This is a genomic window from Actinospineispora eucalypti (genome assembly GCF_039543365.1).
GTDB lineage: Bacteria > Actinomycetota > Actinomycetes > Mycobacteriales > Pseudonocardiaceae > Pseudonocardia > Pseudonocardia eucalypti.
This window is the reverse complement of record NZ_BAABJP010000020.1, coordinates 1-19,048: the sequence shown is the minus strand read 5'-3', so window position 1 is coordinate 19,048 and position 19,048 is coordinate 1. Positions and strand designations below refer to the sequence as shown.

The 19,048-nt window shown below is 69.9% G+C and carries 23 protein-coding genes; 9 read left to right on the top strand and 14 right to left on the bottom strand.

Translation table 11 applies throughout. The features are described from left to right. Positions 1-15: 15 nt before the first annotated feature. The 6 genes from ABEB12_RS20675 to ABEB12_RS20650 form a co-directional block, all read right to left on the bottom strand. The gene (locus ABEB12_RS20675) at positions 16-792 is read right to left on the bottom strand and encodes an alpha/beta fold hydrolase (RefSeq protein ID WP_185060458.1); all 777 of its coding nucleotides are present in this window, start codon (positions 790-792) and stop codon (positions 16-18) included. Positions 793-803: 11 nt separating this feature from the next. Then, positions 804-1,961 carry a hypothetical protein gene (locus ABEB12_RS20670; RefSeq protein ID WP_185060459.1) on the bottom strand — a complete coding sequence of 386 codons (1,158 nt, stop codon included), beginning with the start codon at positions 1,959-1,961 and terminating at the stop codon, positions 804-806. Then, positions 1,961-2,848 carry a nitrilase-related carbon-nitrogen hydrolase gene (locus tag ABEB12_RS20665; RefSeq protein WP_185060460.1) on the bottom strand — a complete coding sequence of 296 codons (888 nt, stop codon included), beginning with the start codon at positions 2,846-2,848 and terminating at the stop codon, positions 1,961-1,963. Before ABEB12_RS20665 ends, ABEB12_RS20670 begins: the two co-directional genes overlap by 1 nt. Positions 2,849-2,860: 12 nt before the next feature. Next, positions 2,861-4,288 carry an amidase family protein gene (locus ABEB12_RS20660; RefSeq protein WP_185060461.1) on the bottom strand — a complete coding sequence of 476 codons (1,428 nt, stop codon included), beginning with the start codon at positions 4,286-4,288 and terminating at the stop codon, positions 2,861-2,863. A 113-nt stretch (positions 4,289-4,401) separates the two neighbouring features. Beyond that, on the bottom strand, positions 4,402-5,700 hold the full coding sequence (locus ABEB12_RS20655) for an MFS transporter (protein ID WP_185060462.1): 1,299 nt from the start codon (positions 5,698-5,700) through the stop codon (positions 4,402-4,404). A gap of 640 nt (positions 5,701-6,340) precedes the next feature. After that, positions 6,341-6,958 carry a TetR family transcriptional regulator gene (locus tag ABEB12_RS20650; RefSeq protein ID WP_185060463.1) on the bottom strand — a complete coding sequence of 206 codons (618 nt, stop codon included), beginning with the start codon at positions 6,956-6,958 and terminating at the stop codon, positions 6,341-6,343. A gap of 59 nt (positions 6,959-7,017) precedes the next feature. Here ABEB12_RS20650 and ABEB12_RS20645 point away from each other — a divergent pair, with 59 nt between their 5' ends. Continuing rightward, positions 7,018-7,494 (top strand): hypothetical protein, encoded by a 477-nt coding sequence (locus tag ABEB12_RS20645; protein ID WP_185060464.1) that lies wholly within the window; start codon positions 7,018-7,020, stop codon positions 7,492-7,494. A gap of 22 nt (positions 7,495-7,516) precedes the next feature. On the opposite strand, the gene ABEB12_RS20640 is transcribed toward ABEB12_RS20645, so the two are convergent. From ABEB12_RS20640 to ABEB12_RS20620, 5 genes are all read right to left on the bottom strand, one after another. Continuing rightward, positions 7,517-8,302, bottom strand: a complete 786-nt coding sequence (locus tag ABEB12_RS20640; RefSeq protein WP_185060465.1) for a VOC family protein — start codon at positions 8,300-8,302, stop codon at positions 7,517-7,519. Between the two features lie 90 nt (positions 8,303-8,392). Beyond that, positions 8,393-8,812, bottom strand: coding sequence for a DUF732 domain-containing protein (locus ABEB12_RS20635; RefSeq protein ID WP_185060466.1), 420 nt, complete (start codon positions 8,810-8,812; stop codon positions 8,393-8,395). Positions 8,813-8,935: 123 nt separating this feature from the next. Beyond that, positions 8,936-10,045, bottom strand: coding sequence for a hypothetical protein (locus tag ABEB12_RS20630; RefSeq protein WP_185060467.1), 1,110 nt, complete (start codon positions 10,043-10,045; stop codon positions 8,936-8,938). Continuing rightward, positions 10,045-11,181: a phosphotransferase gene (locus ABEB12_RS20625; RefSeq protein ID WP_221497661.1), complete on the bottom strand. Its 1,137-nt coding sequence runs from the start codon at positions 11,179-11,181 to the stop codon at positions 10,045-10,047. The genes ABEB12_RS20630 and ABEB12_RS20625 overlap by 1 nt, the downstream gene beginning before the upstream one ends. Before the next feature lie 58 nt (positions 11,182-11,239). Continuing rightward, positions 11,240-11,632: a DUF6463 family protein gene (locus ABEB12_RS20620; protein WP_185060469.1), complete on the bottom strand. Its 393-nt coding sequence runs from the start codon at positions 11,630-11,632 to the stop codon at positions 11,240-11,242. An 84-nt stretch (positions 11,633-11,716) separates the two neighbouring features. On the opposite strand from ABEB12_RS20620, the gene ABEB12_RS20615 reads away from it, so the two are divergent. Then, the gene (locus ABEB12_RS20615) at positions 11,717-12,277 is read left to right on the top strand and encodes a TetR family transcriptional regulator (protein ID WP_185060470.1); all 561 of its coding nucleotides are present in this window, start codon (positions 11,717-11,719) and stop codon (positions 12,275-12,277) included. A gap of 748 nt (positions 12,278-13,025) precedes the next feature. On the opposite strand, the gene ABEB12_RS20610 is transcribed toward ABEB12_RS20615, so the two are convergent. The 3 genes from ABEB12_RS20610 to ABEB12_RS20600 all read right to left on the bottom strand — a co-directional run bounded on the left by ABEB12_RS20610 (position 13,026) and on the right by ABEB12_RS20600 (position 15,343). Next, entirely contained in the window at positions 13,026-13,532 is a 507-nt protein-coding gene (locus tag ABEB12_RS20610; RefSeq protein WP_185060471.1) for a HEPN domain-containing protein, read from the bottom strand. A 291-nt stretch (positions 13,533-13,823) separates the two neighbouring features. Further along, positions 13,824-14,501, bottom strand: coding sequence for an HAD-IA family hydrolase (locus tag ABEB12_RS20605; protein ID WP_185060472.1), 678 nt, complete (start codon positions 14,499-14,501; stop codon positions 13,824-13,826). After that, positions 14,498-15,343, bottom strand: a complete 846-nt coding sequence (locus ABEB12_RS20600; protein WP_185060473.1) for a GntR family transcriptional regulator — start codon at positions 15,341-15,343, stop codon at positions 14,498-14,500. Before ABEB12_RS20600 ends, ABEB12_RS20605 begins: the two co-directional genes overlap by 4 nt. A 130-nt stretch (positions 15,344-15,473) precedes the next feature. Here ABEB12_RS20600 and ABEB12_RS20595 point away from each other — a divergent pair, with 130 nt between their 5' ends. The 7 genes from ABEB12_RS20595 to ABEB12_RS20565 all read left to right on the top strand — a co-directional run bounded on the left by ABEB12_RS20595 (position 15,474) and on the right by ABEB12_RS20565 (position 19,002). Further along, on the top strand, positions 15,474-15,857 hold the full coding sequence (locus tag ABEB12_RS20595) for a hypothetical protein (protein WP_185060474.1): 384 nt from the start codon (positions 15,474-15,476) through the stop codon (positions 15,855-15,857). A gap of 365 nt (positions 15,858-16,222) precedes the next feature. Next, positions 16,223-16,411 carry a hypothetical protein gene (locus ABEB12_RS20590; RefSeq protein WP_185060475.1) on the top strand — a complete coding sequence of 63 codons (189 nt, stop codon included), beginning with the start codon at positions 16,223-16,225 and terminating at the stop codon, positions 16,409-16,411. 3 nt (positions 16,412-16,414) lie between these two features. Further along, positions 16,415-16,768, top strand: coding sequence for a hypothetical protein (locus ABEB12_RS20585; RefSeq protein WP_185060476.1), 354 nt, complete (start codon positions 16,415-16,417; stop codon positions 16,766-16,768). Then, entirely contained in the window at positions 16,768-17,067 is a 300-nt protein-coding gene (locus tag ABEB12_RS20580) for a hypothetical protein (protein ID WP_345702990.1), read from the top strand. Before ABEB12_RS20585 ends, ABEB12_RS20580 begins: the two co-directional genes overlap by 1 nt. 24 nt (positions 17,068-17,091) lie before the next feature. Next, a complete protein-coding gene (locus ABEB12_RS20575) occupies positions 17,092-17,265 on the top strand; it encodes a hypothetical protein (RefSeq protein ID WP_345702989.1) in 174 nt (57 codons plus the stop codon). Positions 17,266-17,380: 115 nt separating this feature from the next. Continuing rightward, complete coding sequence (locus tag ABEB12_RS20570) at positions 17,381-18,787, top strand: cell division protein FtsK (protein ID WP_185060478.1); 1,407 nt, start codon at positions 17,381-17,383, stop codon at positions 18,785-18,787. Then, positions 18,787-19,002 (top strand): hypothetical protein, encoded by a 216-nt coding sequence (locus ABEB12_RS20565; RefSeq protein WP_185060479.1) that lies wholly within the window; start codon positions 18,787-18,789, stop codon positions 19,000-19,002. The genes ABEB12_RS20570 and ABEB12_RS20565 overlap by 1 nt, the downstream gene beginning before the upstream one ends. Positions 19,003-19,048 lie beyond the last annotated feature (46 nt).

Genomic DNA, 19,048 nt, shown 5'->3' with positions numbered 1-19,048 from the left:
ACCGACAGTATCAGCTCAGTCGGCGGCGAGCGCATCCTCGATGTGCTTGGCCAGCAGCTGTGGCGCCTGGGCGTGGGCCAGGTGACCCTGCCCGGCCAGCCGGTCCACGCGCGCATCCGGCAGCGCGCGGGCGAACGGGGCGAACGCCGTGCCGTAGGGCGGCCGGTGCTCGTTCAGCTCGCCGAGCAGCAGGGTGACCGGGCAGGAGATCTCGCGGTACCGGTCGAACGCGGGAGCGAAGTTGTCGATCGCGGCCAGCTCCTCGGCCAGCGGCCCGGCCAGGCGCCGCAGCACCGGCCACACCGGGTCGGCGCGCAGCGCGGCCACGTACTCCGGTGTGAACCCGGACACGGTGATGTTCACGATCTCCACCGCCCGGTCCAGGTCGCCGGACCGGATGGCCGCCCGCAGCGGGTCCAGGGCCTCGGGGGCGAACGGGCGGCTGACCGGTTCGTACAGGGTGAGCGAGCGAGGCGCCGCCCGCTCCACGGAAGCCGAGACCGCGATCAGGGCGCCGTAGCTCCAGCCGAACAGGTCCACCGGCTCGCCCAGGCCGTCCAGCACCCAGTGGAGGTCGTCGATCTCGGTGCGCACCGAGTAGTCCGGGCCGAGCGGGGCACTGGCCGCCCGGCCGCGCCGGTCGACCACGATCACCGGGTTGGGCCGGGTGAGGTGGTCGACCACCGGCCGCCAGGTCGCCGCGTCGGCCATGACGCCGGGCAGCAGGACCAGCGGCGGCCCGTCACCGTCCCGGATCTGCGCGCTCAGCGGGCCGAAGTGGATCAGTTGCATCGAGGGTCCTTTCACAGGAGGCCGACCAGCGGGACGATGACCAGGGAGCACGCGGCCATGGAGACCACGTTCCCGATGAACGGGTGGAAGTCGGCCGGCAGGCGCCGGGAGATCCACGCGGCCAGCGGCGGCCCGGCGAGCGCGCCGAGCACCGCGCCGGCAACGAGCGCCACCGGGTTGGAGCCGTAGGCCAGCGCGACGGCCGGGGCCACGGACACCACCGGCACGAAGGTCGGGTACCAGCCCGCCTCCGCCCAGCGGCGCCGGTACACCAGCACGCCGACCGTGCCGGCGATCACCTGCGCCACCAGCACCGAGGGCAGCGCGCCGGACCCGTAGACCGGGGTGGACGGGTTGAGCAGGTAGGTCAGCACGGTGCCGCTGATCAACCCGATCGACGCCAGCTCGTTGCCGTAGAACTGCGGCTCGGTGAAGTCGGCCAGCGTTCGCCGGACCACCCAGCCCGGCCCCTGTTTCACCGCCGGCGTCGCGGCTTCCGGCGCGGGCAGGGGACGCGGCATCCAGGGCAGGTGCCGGCACACCAGGAAGGCGATCAGCGCGCCCACCCACATCCCGGTCACGTTGCCCACCACCGAGGGCACGCCCAGCGGCAGGCAGAAGAAGTTGACCACGAGCAGCGCCACCGGGGTGGTGAGCACCGCCCCGAGCACCGCGCCGGTGGCGGCCACCGCCCAACCCGCGCCGTACACCAGCACCACGGCCGGCGGGACCGAGACGAACGGCACGAACGTGGGCTGCCAGGCGCCGGTGGCCGGCACGGTCCAGCCCCAGGCGGCGTCGGAGAGCAGCAGCCCCAGCAGCGCCGAACCGACCAGCCAGGGCCACAGCCCGGAGCCGTAGCTGATCGGGAAGCCCGCCCAGCGGCGGCCGCGTTTCCAGGCGGCGTGGGCCAGCCAGCCACCGGCCAGCATGCAAACCCCGCCGAGCCCGGACTTGTAGAACTGGGCCTCGGTGGTGTCGCCGATCCACCACCACAGGAAGTACGGGAGATCCCGGTACGCGCCCGCCTGCCAGTCCGGGTAGGCCGGTATCAGGTGCGGCAGCCGGCCGGCCAGTGCCGACAGCCCGGTGGCCGCCAGGGTGACCGCGCCGATCAGGGCGAGGCCGGTCAACCAGAGTCGTTCCCGGCCCTCGGTCCGGGTGTCCATCAGCGGGGCAGCGCCGAGCCGCCCCGGTAGCCGAGCAGCGGATCGTAGAGGTCGGTGCGGCGGTCCCGGGCCAGGTCGTTCAGCTCGTTCCACACCAGGGCCGAGCGCGCCGCGACCAGGTCCAGGTCGCCGTAGACGATGGTCTCGCCCTCGGCGGGGGCGATCCCGCCGACCGGCCAGCCGTTGGTGCCGGTGATCAGTGAGCAGCCGAGGAACTTGCCGCCCCGCTCCTCGCCGACCCGGTCGGCGGCCACGAACGCGACGTTGCTCACGTGGGAGGCGGTCATCGTCAGGTAGGCGGCCATGCACCGGCCGGCGTCGTCGAACAGCGGCGGCGGGGTCCACACCCAGTTGTTCGCGCTGCAGATGACGTCCGCCCCCTGCACGGCCAGCAGCCGGGCGGTCTCGGGGAACCAGATGTCCCAGCAGATGAGCAGGCCGATCCGCCCGATCCGGGTGTCGAACACCGGGAAGCCGAGGTCCCCGGGCGTGAAGTACAGCTTCTCCCGGTTCCACAGGTGGGTCTTGCGGTACTTGCCGATGAACCCGTCCGGCCCGATGAGCACGGCGGTGTCGAACAGCCGGACGCCGTCGCACTCGGTCAGCCCGCCGACCAGGTGGATGCCCCGCTCGCGGGCGAGCGCCACCCAGGCGTCGGTGGTCGGCCCTTCGGGCACCCGCTCGGCGTGCGCGTACGCCTCCTCCCGGGTCTCGAAGGCGTAGCCGGTGTTGGCCAGCTCGGGCAGCACGACCAGGGTGGCGCCCCGGTCGGCGGCCTCGTTGACCAGCTCGAGGGTCCGCTTCAGGTTCGCGTCCTTGTTGGCCACGCCCACCCTGGGGTCGAACTGGATGGCGGCGGCGGTGACCGGGCTGGTGGCAGGGGACATCGTTGTTTCCCTTCAGTGACGGGTGTCGGGCAACCGCTGTGCGACGGTGAGCAGGAGGTCCTCCGCGCCGGGCGGGGCGACCAGCTGCAGCCCCACCGGCCGGCCGCCGACCAGGCCGGCCGGCACGGAGAGGGCGGGCAGGCCCAGCACGCTCCACGGGCTGGTCAGGGCCAGGAGGGCGGCGCGGACGTCGACCGTGCGCCCGTCGAGCCGCAGCTCCCGGGCGTCCAGTTCCGGGGCGGGGATGGGCACGGTGGGCAGCGCGAGCAGGTCGTAGCCGGTGAACAGCTCGCGCAGCGCCCGGCCCCGGGTGGCGCGGGCGCGCACGTACTCCCACCCCCGCACCCGGCCGGCCGCCTCGAGCCGGGCCCGCACCTCGGTGCCGTAGTGGTCGGCGGCGGCGCGCAGCCGCTCCGCGTGCACCGCGTACGCCTCCGCGCCCTGCAGCGTGGCGTACGTGCCGGCCAGCTCGGCCGCCGAGGGCACGGTCACGTCGTGGACCGGGAGGCCGCCCTCGGCCAGCCGGTCCCGTGCCCGCTCCACGACGGCGGGATCGGCCGGGTGGAGGCTCTCCGGGGCCAGCCAGCCGACCCGCACGGCGTCGGGGCGGCTCTGCGCCGTCGCGCCCGCTCGGGCCGTCGCGCCCACCTGCGCCGCCGTGCCGGCCTGCGCCGCGCTGCCGGCCTGCGCCGCGCTGCCGGCCCGCGGCGCCGTGCCGGCGAGAACGTGCCAGAGCAGCCGGCAGTCCTGCGCGGTTCGGGCCAGCGGGCCGACGGTGTCCAGGGACTCGGCCACCGGGAAAACCCCGTCGACGGGCACCGTGCCGTGCGTGGGGCGCAGGCCGACCACGCCGCAGAGCGCGGCCGGAATGCGGATCGAACCGCCGGTGTCCGTGCCGATGCTCAACGGAACGATCCCGGCCGCCACCGCCACCGCCGACCCGGAGCTGGAGCCGCCGGACATGTGGCCGGGCCGGTAGGGGTTGCGGGTCGGGCCGTTGGCCGCCCGGTCGCCGGTGGGGCCGAAGGCCAGCTCGTGGGTCGCGGCCTTGCCGATGATCACCGCGCCGGCCGCGCGCAGCCGGCGCACGCAGCCCGCGTCCCGGTCCGGGACCCGGGCGGGGAAGGCCCGCGAGCCCAGCGTGGTGGGCATCCCGGCGACGTCCACCACGTCCTTCACCGCCACCGGGATGCCGTGCAGCGGGCCCCGGTCCAGGCCCGCCGCCAGCTCCTCGGCGGCCCGCCGCGCGGCCGCCATGGCGCCCTCCGCGGCGAGGGTGACGAAGGCGTTGAGCGCCGGGTCGAGGCGGGCGGCTTCGGCCAGGGCCCGGGCCACCAGCTCGGTCGGGGAGGTGCGCCCGGCGCGCAGCTCGCCGGCCAGCCCGGCCACGGTGTGCGCGGCGAAGTAGCCCGCGCCCTCCGGTGGCTGCACCGTGGCCATCTCGCTCCTTACCCAAACGTTCGGGTTCAGCGCCCGTGAGTGCTCAATCGATTGCGCCAAACGTTTGGGTAGCATGAAAGCCGGCAGAGCAAGGGCTTGTCAAGCCGAACTGATCAGTGCAGCTCTGAACCCGCTGTCTCCGGCAGCGTGAGCACCACCAGGAAGGCGATCACCGCGCCGACCGCCACGTAGTAGAAGAAGGCCATGCCGTAGCCGGCCTCGGCCAGCGAGGCGATGACCAGGGGGGCGGTGCCGCCGAACGTGGCGACGGTGATGTTGTACCAGGCCCCGATGCCGATCCCGCGCAGCTCCGTCGGGAACAGCTCGCTCATGATCGCCGGGGCGATCGAGCTGAGCAGCGAGTACAACCCGAGGCCGACGCAGAACACCACGGTCAGGTTCAGCACCCCGGGCCGGACCAGGTAGGAGAGCGGCACGATGAGCAGCGCGATGCCCGCGCACCAGACCAGCATCGGGGGCTTGCGGCCCACCCGGTCGGAGAGCACGCCGAAGGGGTACTGCAGCGCGATGAACAGCACCGTCCCGATGGACAGCGCGATGAACACGTCGCCCGCGTCGGCCTTGCGGGTGTTCACCGCGAACGGGGTGAGCGCGGCGAAGAAGGTGTAGTAGCAGAGCGTGGACAGCATGGTGAAGCCCACCAGCTGGGCCACCGCCTTCGGGTGTTCGCGCAGCGTCACCATCAGCGGCCAGCGCACGGCGGCCGCCTTCTCCTTGTTCTGCTCGAACTGCTCGGTCTCGGTCAGCGTGGTGCGCAGCCACAGCCCGATCAGCGCCAGCACGCCGCCGATCAGGAACGGGATGCGCCAGCCGAAGCTCTCCAGCTGCGCCTTGCTGAGCGTGTTGGCCAGCAGCGCGCCGAGCAGCGACGCGATGAGCAGGGAGGCGCCGGTGGAGATGTAGAAGAACGAGGAGAACCGGCCGCGCCGGGTCGGCGGGGCGATCTCCGCCAGGTAGGCCGACGCGTTGGACACCTCGCCGCCCAGCGAGATGCCCTGCGCGATCCGGGCCAGGGTGAGCAGCACCGGGGCCAGCCAGCCGACCATCTCGTAGGTGGGCAGCAGGCCGATGGCGGCCGAGCCGCCGGCCATCAACAGGATGGTCAGCAGCATCGCCGGTTTGCGGCCCCGGATGTCGGCGAACCGGCCGAGCAGCCAGCCGCCGAGCGGCCGGAAGAAGAACGCCAGCGCATAGGTGGCGGACGTCTTGATCACCGCGATGCCCGGGCTGTCCGACGGGTAGAACTGGTTGGCGAAGTAGATGGTGAAGGTCGCGTAGATCGTCCAGTCGTACCACTCGATGGCGTTGCCGATGCTGGCCGCGACCAGCGTGCGGACCGGCAGCCGGTCGTGTCGGGTGGACTCCGTGCCGACTCCCGTGCCGCTGCTCATCCCGGCCCCCTCAGGCTTTTTGGATACCGATTTCCGCAGAGTAAAAGGGGACACTAAACCGAGATACCCCTCGATCGCCAGGGCTGGCCGTGCCTAATAGGTCCTCGATCGCGGTCTTCGCGCCCCGGTGGCCCCCGTCCGCCTTGTCGGCACGGCCACGTCGCGGTCTGGGCCTGGCATCTTCGGCCCCGCGCCGGCCTGGCATCTTCGGCGCCGCGCCGGCCGGCGGATCCGCGTGGGTCGGTTTGGAAGGACGGTCTGGACGGCGGCCGGGTGGCTGCCCGCCGCGGTTGCGGCTCCCGGCCGCCGGTCTCGCTACGGAGCGTGACTGGAGTTGGTTGGGTTCGGTTCGTCTCGTTCATCGAAGTCGACAACGGTCTAGGATTTTTCAAGATCGAACCAGAATGGTGTCGCACTCGATGCGGCCTTGCGACGGTTCGCCCGCGGGGGGCTTGGTGTTTGGCAACGCTGAGTGACTGAGGCCGCCCTCGCGCCAGACCGCCAACCCGAGCCGCCGGCCAGGCCGTCCTTCCAACCCGACCCGCGTGGATCCGCCGGCCGGCGCGGGGCCGAAGACGACAGGTCCACACCACCAGCTGAGCGGCTTAGCGCCCACCCCGTGTTCACCGGCCTGCCGGAATCAGCCGCGCAGGTAGCGGCCGAGCATGGCGACCAGCTCGCGCTCGAACCGGTCCACCTCGGTCGGCGGCTCGGCGACCGCGAAGAACCGGTGCACCAGCGACTCGATGGTGCCGACCACCATGCGCGCGGCGACGTGGGTGTCGGTCACCCGCACCTCGGGGTGGCCGGCGAGGAAGGCGCCGGCGCCGGCCACCAGCTCCGCCTCGAGGACGTGCAGCCTGGCCAGGAACCGGGCCGGCCGGGGCGCCTCCTCGAACAGCACCTGGTGCAGTCGGGGCTGGTCGCGGTGGTTGTCCACGGCGGCGCGCACGAACAGCGCGAGCGTGTCCTCCAGGCGGTCCGGCAGGCCTCCGGCCAGGTGTTTCCGCACCGCGTCCACGCCGGCGTCCACGTGCGCGTTCATCAGCTCGAGCAGGATCGCGTCCTTGTTCGGGAAGTACTGGTAGAGCGCCCCGATGGACAGGTACGCGGCCTCGGTGATCCGGTTGGTGGTGCCGGCGGCGTACCCGTGCTGGGCGAAAACCTGAGCAGCCGCACGCAGGATGTCCTCCCGGGTCTGCCGGGCGCGGGGCTGTTTGGGCTGGTTGCGGGGCCGTAGGCGCTTGGGCGTGGTCACCGTGGCGCTCCTGGAAGAAGTGAGTACCGGAAAAATGAGCAATCCCTCAGTATTTTCCCATGAGGACAATCCGTGTGGAGACCGAACTTCCCACCGACGCGGACCGGGTCTGGGACGCCCTGCGCTACCCGAGCACCTTCCTCTACGTGTGCCGGGGCCTGCTGGGGTTCCCGGCGCTGGCCGGGCGGTCGTCGCCGATGGTCGCGGGGGAGCGGGGCAGCGGGTGGCTGTTGCTGTTCCACGTCCTCCCGCTGACCAGGCACACCATCGAGGTGCGGGAGGTCGACCCGGCCACCATGACCATCCGCACCCACGAGCACGACCACCTGGTCCAGACCTGGGACCACACGCTGCGGGTCACCCCGGCCGCGCCGGGCCGCTGCCGGTACAGCGACACCGTGGACATCGAGGCCGGCCGGCTGACCCCGCTCGTCGCGCTGTTCGGCGTGGCCATCTACCGCTACCGGCACCGGCGCTGGCGCAAGCTGGTGCGCAGGCACCTGACGGCACCCGGTGACCTGGCGGCGACGGCCTGAGGTCACCGGGTGCCGGGGTGGCTCACTTCGCCGGCATGGCCTCGTTCGCCGCGACCAGCCGGAACAGCGCACCGGTCGGATCGGTGGCCGAGGCGAGGCGCCCGTACGGGGTGTCCTCGGCCTCGTCCACCACCGCGCCGCCCAGCTCGACGACCCGGCGCAGCGCCGCGTCGGTGTCCGGCACGCCGAAGAAGATCGACCAGCGGGGGCACGCCTCCCCGCCGGCCCCCGACGCGTCCATCACGCCGGCCACCTGCTCGCCGTCGACGGCCAGCGCGGTGTACCGGAACTCCGGCGTGTCCGCCACCGTCTCGGTCTGCACGCCGAACACCGCGCGGTAGAAGTCCAGGGACTTCGCGTACTCGTGGGCCTGCAGGTCGAACCAGCAGGGCGCGCCGTCCTCGGCCACCACGCCGAAGCCCTTGTGCTCACCGGGCTGCCAGATGCCCACGCCCGCCCCGCTCGGGTCGGTGAGCACGGCCATGGTGCCCAGGTCACCGACCTGGTCCGGCGGGAGGATGACCTGACCGCCGTTGGCGACGGCGGTCTCGGCGGCCTTGGTCGCGTCCGGCGAGGCCAGGTAGACCGACCAGGTGTCCGGCAGGTCGGCCGGCTGGGGGTTGGCCATGCCGCCGGCCACCAGCACGCCGTCCTTGCGGAAGTTGAAGTACCCGCCGAACTCCTCGTTCGGCTCGTCGGCGGTCCAGCCGAACAAAGCGCAGTAGAAGTCCCGGCTGCGCGCGGTGTCGGAGGTCATCACGTCGATCCAGCAGGGCGCGCCGGCGGGGGTGGTGTCACGAGCGGGCATGGCGAGGTCCTTCCGGGGTTTCCGAGGTCTGTCGCAAGCTTTGACCGGCCCCGACCGCAAAACTCATCGCGCCCCCCGGCCCGGACGTTCCTACCGCTGGGTGCAGAGCCCTGAATACAGCACCACCTGCACAAACCGGTCTTCGCTCCCGGACGGCAGGTCGGGGCGCAGCACCCCGGCGGCGAGTATCCGTCCCTTCCGATCACCGGACGAGATCATCACCCGGCACACCTCGTGGCCCCGGGCCAGCGACTGCGAGTCGCTGGTGACCGGTAGGCCGTAGTTCCGGGCCATGGCCAGGAACGTCTGCTCCGTTGGCGAGGGGCCGGACGTCTGCTCCTGGCCCGCCGGCGACCGGCCGAGGGAGAGCGGTGAGCCCTCCGTGTTAGCGATCCCGACGATGACGAACGCGGTCACCACGCCGAGGAGCATCATGGCCAGTGCGGAGACGTACTTCCGTGCCTTGTCGGGCAGGAGCTTGGGAAACATCGGCGTGGTTTGGCTGGTCATGATGGTGCCTCCGTGTTCGTTCACAGCCCCCCGGCCGATACAGCTGTTGAAGTGTGAGGCTTGCGTGAACTCGTGGGCAGGGGCCCAAGGGCCCCATTTCGATAACCAGCCGATTACGGGGAATCAGGAAGCGACGGTGGTCCAGTCGGGGAAGCCGCTGGGGTCGTGCCGGCCCAGGGCGGCGTGCTCGAACAGTCCCCAACCCTCGGCGCCGTCGCAGACCGCCCGCCCGACGTGGTCGATCACCCCGAACATGACCCGGCCGGCGACCTCCGGGGCGGTCATGTTGTAGCTGACCCGCTCGGCGAAGCCCGGACCCCGCCACACGCCGTGGCTCCAGTCCGGGTCGCCCCCGTAGCCGCCGCCGACGTGCAGCGGCACCGGCAGCAGCGACTCGACCTCCAGCCGCACCGGCTTCCCGTCCGGCGCTGTGCAGGCGACCGACGCGCCGGTCGGGATGCGCGTCCCCGGGGCGTAGTGGACCTTCACCCGGGGCCAGCCGAGCTGCTCGCGGCGGCCGTCCCGCCAGATCCGGGTGCAGTCGTTGAGGGTCCGGAACCCGTCCGGGTCCTCCTGGATGATCAGCACGATCGCAAAGTCGTCGAACCGCAGCGGCAGGTAGAGCCACCACATGCCCTCGAACGGCGGCCGGGCCGGCGCACCGGCGGGCGCGGGCTCGCCGACCGGCCGGATCCCCCAGGAGCGGTCCCGCGTGCCGACCCACCGGTCCGGGGAGACGGCGATCAGCTCGCCGTCCACGGTGATCGAACCCTCCCAGGTGCCGACCTGCGCGAACCGCTGCGCGTCGAGGGTCACCCGCGACCCCGACCGCATCACGTGCGGCTGCTCGCGCACCACGTCGAAACAGCCGCGCCAGCGCAGGTCGAGCGCGATCCCCTCGGTCTCCTCCAGGACCAGCCGCAGCGTCTTCAGCGGCTCGGTGACCTCGATCCGGTAGCCACCCACCCGTTGGTCGAGCCGGTCGTCGTCGATGGCGTCGCCCAGGTGAACCGCGGTCTGTGTGTCACCCCGCCGGACCAGCACGAAGGCGTCCTTGGTCCCCAGGTTGGGGTAGTAGCCCAGGCCGGTGACGACGAAGATCTCGCCCGTCCGGTCGTGGGCGTTGAGGTAGCAGCGGTCGTAGAAGTTGCGGTCGCTGCTGGCCACCCAGAGTGCCGGCTGGGGCGCCTGGTGGACGGGGTACTCGTCCAGCCCGCTCAGCCCGTCCGCCATCAGGCGCCGACCTCCGCGAGCAGCTGGTCGAGCAGCGGCTTGTGGTGCATCAGCGTCTCCACGTCCGCCGGCTTCTGGATCTCGCCGAAGTGGATGGACCGCGCCCCGGTGCGCATGAACACCACGCACCACTGCACGGCGTTGTAGACGTGGTACCAGTGCAGGTCGCCGAGGGCGACGCCGGTCAGCCGCCGGTAGGTCTCGCGGACGTCCGCCTCGCGCATGAACTCCGGCATCCCGGGCAGCCCGAGCCGGTTGGTGATCGTGTCGAACACCCGGTGGGCGAAGACCATCCACGAGACGTCCAGCTCGCGCGGGCCGATCGTGGCCATCTCCCAGTCCAGCACGCCCACCGGCCGGAAGTCCCGGTAGAGGACGTTGCCGATCCGCGAGTCACCCCAGCAGAGCACCGACTCCGGTGCGTCGGGCAGGTTGGCCTCGAGCCAGGTCAGGGCTCGCTCCGTGGTCGGCGACCGTCCGATGTCGGCGACCGCGAACTCGTACCAGGCGCGGGTCCGGGCCAGGTTCCGCTCCAGTGGGGCGGCGCCGGCGTGCCCCTGGCGCGCGGGGTCGAGGTAGTCGAACGCCGCCTCGGCGTCCGGGATTGCGTGCAGCCCGGCGAGGAGCCCGACCGAGGCGTCCTGGAGGTTGCGCTGGTCCTCCGGGGAGGCGTCGAACAGCCAGTTGTCGCCGAAGGTGTACGGCATCATGTCCGGCGGCACGTCGCCCTCGACCCGGTCCATCAGGAAGAACGGCATGCCGAGCACCTCACCGGTCGGCTCCAGCCAACGCACCGCCGGCACCGGCACGTCGGTGTGCTCGCCGACGTGCTTCATCACGTCGTACTGCTCGCGCAGCTGGTACGTCGGGAACACGGGCACGTCGTCGGCGGCGGGCGCCACGCGCGCGACGTAGCGCCCGACCCGCCGCTCGCCGTCCTGAGTGCGGGTGACGTCGAGCACGATCGTCTCCGAGGACATCCCGTTGGCGTCGATGCCGCTGTGCAGCACCACGCTCGGTTCGGCGCCTTCGGGTAACAGCGTGGCCAGCCAGGCGGCCAGGTTCGCCGGAACCGTGGCGGCGTCCCGGCTGGACACCCGCAGCTTCAGGTCGGCCGGCAGCGGCGCCTGGGTCACGTTCCCTCCCTGTGACATGGGTCTCCCTCGACCCGCCACAGCATTATTGGAACGTGTTCTAGCTGTCAACCGTTTCCGGGCGCCGGGCCGCGCGGCGGGCTCCGGCCAGCAGCAGGCCGGCGGAGACCAGGTCGACCGGCCACGGCGCCGGTCCGAAGATCACGCCGCAGATCACCGCGTTGGCGGCCAGCGTCCAGGCGATGAACGTCGGCGGCACGATGCCCCGCCGGTCCAGCCACAGCACCAGCACGCCGATCACGACCTGCGGCGGGCCGAAGCTGCCGAAGGTCAGCCAGTAGGCGCCGTTGGCCGGGCTCATCGCGGCGAGATCCTCGTGCCAGATCGCCGCGCTGAACCAGGCCTCGGCATGTTGCGGCGTGGTCAGCGCCAGGGCACTGACCGTGTGCCCGGCTCCGATGAAGATGATGAGCCAGCCAGCCCATTTGATCATCTGAGTGCTCCCTCTATACGGCAACGTATAATTCGAGGGTAGACCGGCTTATACGTATCCGTACAACGAATTGGGGAAGGCGCGATGGGGGCGTTGCGCACGCCGCGCGAGAAGTGGGTGGAGGCGGGGCTGCAGGCGCTGGCGCAAGGTGGGGTGGACGCGGTGCGCGTCGAGGCCCTGGCCAAGTCGCTCGGCGTGACCAAGGGCGGGTTCTACGGCTATTTCGCCGACCGCGGCGCGCTGCTGACGGCGATGTTGGACGTTTGGGAACGGGAGAGCGTGGACGACGTGCTCGACCGGGTCGATCGGGAGTGCGGCGACATGCTCGCCAAGGTCCGGCTGGCCGGGCATCTCACCTTCTCCGGCGGCCGCCTGCTCCCCATCGACCTGGCGATCCGGGACTGGGCCCGCCGTGACCCCGCCGTCGCCGAACGCCTGCGCCGCGTGGACAACCGCCGCATGCAGCTCGCACGCGACGCGATCGGCACCGTCTGCACCGACCCCGACGAGGTCGAGGCCCGCAGCCTGCTCGCCTTCTGCATGGCCATCGGCAGCCACTTCCTCGCCGCCGACCACCCCGGCCGCACCCGCGACCAGGTCAAGTCCCGCGCTAGCGACTTCATCCTGAAACGCGAAGGGGCCTAGGCCTGTTGAGCAGTTACGCGGTGCCGTCACATTGAGAGGTGGCGTAGTCGGTTTTTGATCATGATTGAGGACGACAGGGCTACCGCTCGGGCGCGCCTGACCCTGCCAGGTTGGTGCGTGGGCCGGATGCGTCGAGAGCACGCTGAGTCCGCTGGTTTCATGATCGAAACCGGACTGAGCTTGCGCTCGGCGACAGCGAACCGTCGAACCTGGGGGCAATTTCGAGATCGTCTCCCAGATTTCTCCCAGCGGACCGCCGGGAGAAAGCGAAAGGCCGGCCTCTGCGTCGAGAGACCGGCCCTGAACTGCTAGAACGTTGGTGGACGATACTGGGATTGAACCAGTGACCTCTTCCGTGTCAAGCAATCCCGGGCTCCCGGCGAACTGGGGGAAAGTCCTGGTCGGAGATGGTGCTTCGTCCACTGCCGTCCGGACTGGTCTCCTGTCGGAAGCGGCGGTAGTCAGGCAGTTGGTCAGGCAACGCCTGCGCGCTCCCGAGGTGCCATCCCGTCGACCTGGCATCGCCCGACCAGGCCGTGCGGCGGGGGCAACATCTTCTCGTGCCGGCGGCCGATTATGCCAGGCTTGCCCCCGTCGCACGGCCTGGTAGCCCTCTGGGAGGTCGGCGGGATGGCACCGGACGCAACCACCTCTCACCGTCAGCCCGCGCCCTTTCCTGACCATCCCGGAGACCTGCCCGCCCGGCGAGGGCATCTCTTGGCATTTCGGTTGGATGCGGGGGGAGTGGTCAGATCTGGATGCCTTCGACCCCATTGCTCTGATCACGGCGAATGGCGCTATGCCGGTAGAGTGCGTTAGCAAATACTGTGATTGGGTACTCGTTCAGAACATACACTCCGAACTCATGTCCATAACGGACTTTTACGAAGTACTCGCTGACCACTGGTAGTAACTCGCTGAGAACGGGAGTGCTCAGGGACTCGGTGTAGTACTGGTTGACGGCCTGTCGGTCCTCCTCTGTGAGCAGCGAGTACAGGGCGTCCAGCTTATGCGTCTTGGGTGGCGCTCCGCCTTCACCGAGGAGGAGCGACTTCATAAACAGTTCGGCAGATAGGCAAAGATTGACGACAGCCGGTCCTACGAGGCTTTGGTTGACTCTAGGCCCAACCGCAATGGATAGTAGGCATCTTCGGCCGGCAAGGTAGAAGCCTTGCGCGAGGTGGTAGACGGTGACCGGATCTTTGGGTGCCGGTCCCGTCATATTCAGGGTCATGCTCACTTCTACGCCGTCCACGGCGGGACTCTACTGATTCGAGGATCCGTAGACAGGTCTGAGCGCTACGCCGTACCCCCTTGGAGTAATGACGCTTCCAGTACTCAGGTGGTCGTAGAGGTGCGCCTCTCCTCTGCCTTCGTGGCTGCGTTGTGGTCGCCGGCCGCGAGGTGGCAGCCCGGTGCGCCCGGTGACCGGCCGGCAGGCCGCACGCGCCGGGCGCACGTAGAGGGCTGCCTCTGGGGGTGGGCCGGCAGCGGCGCCGACGGCGCCGCCTTGAAGAAGAAGAGAAACTCTGAACGCGCGGGGAGGTCACGCAGCTTGGAGCGCGTCAGTGACCTCGGCAAGGGAGGACACCAGGGCGTCAGGCCGCGCGTCCCGTAGAGATTCGAGCTTCTGTGGCTTGTTGGCGAACGCGATGGAGCGCGCGCCGAACCGCTGTGCGGCCTGCATGTCTGTCACGGAGTCCCCGAGTAGGACGCATGCAGCCGGGGTGGCCCCGAGTTCCTCTGCTGCGACCTGCAACAGGTGCACGTCGGGCTTGAGCAGTGCGGGATCCGGGTCTGTGCGGGCGATGATGCCTCGAAGGAGGTGCGTCAGGCCTTGGATGTCCAGGAAGGCTCGCGCGGCGCGTGCGGAGTTGTTGCTGACGATGGTCACGGTGTGGCCAGAGCGGACCAGGGTGTCCAGCATGGGGGACAGGTGGGGAGTGGCTGGGGCACCGCTGACGCCCTTGAGCTCGAGTTCGGCGAGGGTTCGTTCCGCTGCGGCGCTGTGTTGAGGAGCGCGCTCGGCAACGAAGTACAGCAACTCGAATGGGTCGGCGGACTGGCCCAGTTCCGACGGAACCGCCAGGCCGAGTCCTCGGAGGGAACTGGCGAGTGCCTCGGTCGCCTGCGCGCTCGTGATGCTGCTGAATACGGCGCAGACTGGGCCGTCGAAATCCAGCAGCACGTGCGGCGTCTCGGAGAGCAGCGTGCGAAGGGTCACGGGGTGCGCTCGCGGGCGACGGTGGACCAGAGGCTGTCGAACCACATGCGCGACTGCTGGACGTACTGGGACGCCATCGTCTCCGGGTCTGCCTCGGCGCTGTGGTGGAAGAGGATGGTGTCCTTGCCCATCAGGTCCCAGATCGCTGTGGGCTCGCCGGCGAGTTTGACCGTGTGCTCCTGGACTGGGTAGTAGCCGAAGAACGCTTCGCTGCCGTTGATCAAGTAGAGCTTGAACAATGGCACGGTTGGGCAGAACCGAAGCTCGGCTTCGGCGGTGTCGACCAGGCCCAGCTCGCCGAGTTCCTGTGTTGCTTCCACGATCGCGTGGGTGTGCCGCTCCATGATCTTGAGCGCACGTTGCCGGAACTCGGGGCTGTCGGCCAGGTCTTCGACTCGGCATGGCAACGACCACGGCTGTGCAGGGTCCGGTACGAGTAGGCGAATCCGGATCGAGTTGGGGCGTACTCGACCGGCGCGGATCTTGTCCAGCGGTTCCGCGATCGCGCCGTGCAAGGTCTCCCCGGAGAAGCCGGCGAAGTCCACGGTCACGTCGGCCTGCTCGAATGCGCGCTCCAGGTGAGGCCGAAGGCCGACCGGGCGCTCTGTGCGTTCCCGGACGAACACCCCGCTGCCCTGGCGGGACACGATCAGCCCCTCCTCACGCAGTAGCCGGATCGCCTGCTGCACGGTCATGCGGGCAACGCCGTACCGCTTCGCCAGCTCCGGGCCGGATGGCAGCTTCTCGCCGGGCTGGAAGGTCCGCGTGAGGATCGCCGCGCGGAGTGAGTTCGCGACCTGCTGATACGGCGGTCGTGGGTCGTCGGGGTCCAGGTTCTCCATGCCTTCATCGTAGGGCTCCTCCCTAGCCAGGCCAAGCAACCTAGGCAAGTGTGTTGACATGGCTAGGCAGGTTAGGTAACTTGGTACCTGGCTAGACAAGCTGAACAACTACGAAGGGAGGAACGGACCGATGCGAGACATCCCAGTGGCGCTGAACGGGTTCCGGTTGACCGTGGTGGAGGCGCCGGAGGTGAAGCAGAAGCGTGATGGTTCGGGTCCGGTGACGGATCGGAACGGGGCGACTCAGTTTGTGGTGTCGCTGTTTGTGAAGCAGCGGCCGGTGGCGGGGCAGCGGACTCCGAAGGGTGAGGAGATCCGGGTAACCCTGGCGTCGGATCCCGGTGAGGGTTTCGGCGAGGGTGAGTGGGTCGAGTTGATCGACGCGCGGGTGAATGCGTGGGAGATGCGCGATGAGGAGACGGGTCGGGTGTCGTCGGGTCTGGCGTTTAAGGCGCTGGGTATGAAGTTGACCGGTACGGAGCCGGTGGCGGTTTCGGCGGCCTCGGAGAAGTAAGCGGCGGTACCGGGCGCGGCTGAGCATTCGGCCGGTCGCGCTCCGGAGTGGTTGATCGATAGTTCTTTGACAATTCCACAGTGGATACCCCCATGCCAAAAACCGGCGCCATTCATGCGCGCCGGGAGTGACAGCAACGTGTGCGGAAACGAGCTGGAGAGGAGGTGTGGAGCGTTGGAATGCGGAACGTGCGCGGGGACGGGCGATTGCCTGGCCTGCGAAGAGGACGAGTTCTGTGACATCTGCCGTGACAGCGGGGAATGCCCGGAGTGCGGCGGTACCGGCGACGAATAGGAGGTCTGTAGATGAGTGCAACGAGTACGGCACGGCGAACGGAAACCAACACGAGCGGGAGCGGAAACGACATGAATAACGGCACGGAGGTCAGGGCGCCGAAGCAGCGGGGTGTGGGGCGGCTGGTGCGTCGGCTGGAGCGGGAGCGCCGGCAGTGGACTCGGCCGGAGGAGCGGGAGATCCCGACCGAGCAGGCGTGGCGGGCCGGGGTGGCTGAGGGCATCCGGCTGTCGCAGGTCGCGATCCGGAAGGGCGTGTGACCCATGGCCGACACGACGGGACGGGTCCGGCCGGAGTGCACCCCGGAGCAGGTTGGGACGGCGGTGGACGCGCTGTACACGGAGGCGCGAAACCGGCCGCGGCCTGAGGAGACTCCGAGCTGGGAGGAGCTGATCGAGGCGGCGCGCTGGCGGATGGACTGGTACGAGCGGCTGCGGGTGCAGTGGGGCCGGCTCGGTGAGTGGGCGCTGCTGACGGGTCAGCCGCACGTGGTGTGGCGGGCCGTCCTCGACGCCGAGTGGTTGGCGTCGAGCAGGGTGCTGGAAGCCGAGGCCGATGTGGTCCAGCGGCAGCGCGCGGCGGCGGCGAAGGCTGCCAGGGCCGGGGCGGTGGCGTGATGGCTACCGCGTTGTCGACGGTGGCGGCGGCGAAGATGAATTTGCGGCCGGTGAACCAGCGCGCTTTGCGGAAGTATCAGGAGTTTTGGAAGTCGCTGGTGCTGCTGGATGTGGCGATGGGCGATATCGAGAAGCTCATCAACGAGGCCGCCGACCATAAGGCGACGGTGGCGAGTTACCGGATTCCGGACGCCGAGGAGTTGATGAAGGCGGCGAAGAAGGCAGGCCGTTCGCTGCAGATCATGGTGACCGCGTCGAAGAAGTGGGAGGCCGAACTGGTCTCCCGCGAATGGAAATAAAGGGGGAGCGGTATGTCTCGCAGGGTGGACGGCGCGCTGGAAGAACTCGATGTCGCCATGAAGCAACTCCGCAAGGCGGTACACGGCATCCCGTACCGGGCGGGTGGGTTCAAGAACACGCATCACAAGCTCGCGCTGGATATGGCGATGTTGACGGTGCTGATTGATTCGGCCCGACCCCGTTTCCCGAGAAGGTGAATGAGGGTGGGGTGGGTGCCCGCCGGTGATCTTGGCGGATACGACGGCGGGCACCCGCTCTACCTGCCTGAACCAAACCCGAAATTGCGACGAATTCTGATTGAGGTGGGTAGTGATGAGTAAGGGTAACGGATACAAGCCGGGGGGCCGGGCCACGCGCCCGACCGGCCGGGACATGAAGACCCTGGCGTGGCTGTGGCGCCACCCGCTGGTGTGGTCGGTGCCGGTCGTGCTGGTGGCCGGGTGGGCGCGCTACGGCTGGCTGCCGGTCGCCTACACCCTCGCCGGTGCGGTGGGCGTGCTGGTGGTGTGGTGGCGGGTTCATCCGCCCACGTTCGACCGGTGGGTGTTGCCGACGCTGCGGGCGTTCAAGCGGCGGTGGTGGGACTACCGGGGCGGTTTGTGGGGTGCGCTGTTGTTCGAGTGCGACCTGACCCGGGACAACCGGCTGACCGGTGAGGTGCTGGTGCCTCGCCTGGAGCGGGTGCGGGCGGTCACACCGTCGATTGATGTGCTGCGGGTCCGCATGGTCCGTGGCCAGGACCTGCGGGCGTGGACGGACCGGTCGGAGGCGCTGGCCGAGGCGTTGTGCGCGCACCGGGTCGCGGTGGCCAAGGCCAAGCCCGGCCGGTTGACGGTGGTTGTCGAGCGGGAAAACCCGTTCGCGGTGCCGCTGCCGGCTCCGGAGATTCCGACCTCGGTGGAGGAGGTGGACCTGTCTGCGCTGGACATCGGGGATGACGAGTTCGGCCAGCCGGTCCTGGTCTCGGTCACCGGTACCTCGCATCTGTTCGTGGCGGGGGCGACCGGGACGGGGAAGAGTTCCACGATCTGGGGGCCGTTGCGGCAGATGGGTCCGATGATCCGCGACGGCTTGGTGCGGGTGCGGGTGATCGACCCGAAGGGCGGCACCGAAACCGAGATCGGGAAGGAGCTGTTCTACCGGCGCGCGGTCACCATCGAGGACGCGCTGGAGCTGTTGCGGGAGGCGCGGGAGGACATGAAGGCGGCCCAGCAGCGGCTACGCGGGGACAAGATGCGCCGGGCGGTGCTCGGTCCGGATTCGCCGCAGGACCTGATCATGGTGGATGAGTTGGCGATGCTGACCGCGTTCGCCAGCCGCGGTGATCGGGGTGAGGCGATCGCGCTGCTCTCGGAGATCATGACTCAGGGTCGGAACACGCTGTTCAACGTGGCCGGCTACGTCCAGGAACCGTCCAAGGACGTTGTGGAGATCCGGGAGCTGTTCACGACCCGCATCTGCCTCGGCGTGACCGCCGCCAGCCACGTGGACATGGCCCTGGGTGATGGGGCGCGGGACCGGGGCGCGCTGGCGGATGAGATCCCGCTGGATGAGGAGCACGCGGGGATCGGGTTCCGGGTGGACAAGGGTTCTCGGTTGCCGCGTCGGCTGCGGCTGGGGCACACCACCGACGAGGACATCACCGAACTGGTCAAGCGGTGTGCACCCCTGCCGCCGGCTGGGCTCGCGGTGGTCCGCAACACGGGGGAGGTGGCGTGATGTTGTCCACCACGGGATGGGTGCTCAAGACCTGGTTCAAGACCACCCTGTGGCTCGCGCTCGGGGTCGGGGCGGTGTGGCTGTTCACCGAGGACACCGGGTATCTGACCGTCGCCATCATCGCCGCTGTCCTCGCCGAGGTCTGGACGATCCGGTCACTGTGCCGGGAGTGGCTCACCGAGGCCGAGGTCTGGTGTTGGTGGTGGCCCAAATGACCCGGTAGCGGTCCGGCGGTCGCGGTGCCCCTCAACCCCAGCAGAC

Bases quoted from the DNA above. Each gene is read 5' to 3' on its own strand.
- ABEB12_RS20675 (WP_185060458.1), bottom strand. From the start codon at position 792: ATGCAACTGATCCACTTCGGCCCGCTGAGCGCGCAGATCCGGGACGGT.
- ABEB12_RS20670 (WP_185060459.1), bottom strand. From the start codon at position 1,961: ATGGACACCCGGACCGAGGGCCGGGAACGACTCTGGTTGACCGGCCTC.
- ABEB12_RS20665 (WP_185060460.1), bottom strand. From the start codon at position 2,848: ATGTCCCCTGCCACCAGCCCGGTCACCGCCGCCGCCATCCAGTTCGAC.
- ABEB12_RS20660 (WP_185060461.1), bottom strand. From the start codon at position 4,288: ATGGCCACGGTGCAGCCACCGGAGGGCGCGGGCTACTTCGCCGCGCAC.
- ABEB12_RS20655 (WP_185060462.1), bottom strand. From the start codon at position 5,700: ATGAGCAGCGGCACGGGAGTCGGCACGGAGTCCACCCGACACGACCGG.
- ABEB12_RS20645 (WP_185060464.1), top strand. From the start codon at position 7,018: ATGAGGACAATCCGTGTGGAGACCGAACTTCCCACCGACGCGGACCGG.
- ABEB12_RS20640 (WP_185060465.1), bottom strand. From the start codon at position 8,302: ATGCCCGCTCGTGACACCACCCCCGCCGGCGCGCCCTGCTGGATCGAC.
- ABEB12_RS20635 (WP_185060466.1), bottom strand. From the start codon at position 8,812: ATGACCAGCCAAACCACGCCGATGTTTCCCAAGCTCCTGCCCGACAAG.
- ABEB12_RS20630 (WP_185060467.1), bottom strand. From the start codon at position 10,045: ATGGCGGACGGGCTGAGCGGGCTGGACGAGTACCCCGTCCACCAGGCG.
- ABEB12_RS20620 (WP_185060469.1), bottom strand. From the start codon at position 11,632: ATGATCAAATGGGCTGGCTGGCTCATCATCTTCATCGGAGCCGGGCAC.
- ABEB12_RS20615 (WP_185060470.1), top strand. From the start codon at position 11,717: ATGGGGGCGTTGCGCACGCCGCGCGAGAAGTGGGTGGAGGCGGGGCTG.
- ABEB12_RS20600 (WP_185060473.1), bottom strand. From the start codon at position 15,343: ATGGAGAACCTGGACCCCGACGACCCACGACCGCCGTATCAGCAGGTC.
- ABEB12_RS20595 (WP_185060474.1), top strand. From the start codon at position 15,474: ATGCGAGACATCCCAGTGGCGCTGAACGGGTTCCGGTTGACCGTGGTG.
- ABEB12_RS20590 (WP_185060475.1), top strand. From the start codon at position 16,223: ATGAATAACGGCACGGAGGTCAGGGCGCCGAAGCAGCGGGGTGTGGGG.
- ABEB12_RS20585 (WP_185060476.1), top strand. From the start codon at position 16,415: ATGGCCGACACGACGGGACGGGTCCGGCCGGAGTGCACCCCGGAGCAG.
- ABEB12_RS20580 (WP_345702990.1), top strand. From the start codon at position 16,768: ATGGCTACCGCGTTGTCGACGGTGGCGGCGGCGAAGATGAATTTGCGG.
- ABEB12_RS20570 (WP_185060478.1), top strand. From the start codon at position 17,381: ATGAGTAAGGGTAACGGATACAAGCCGGGGGGCCGGGCCACGCGCCCG.
- ABEB12_RS20565 (WP_185060479.1), top strand. From the start codon at position 18,787: ATGTTGTCCACCACGGGATGGGTGCTCAAGACCTGGTTCAAGACCACC.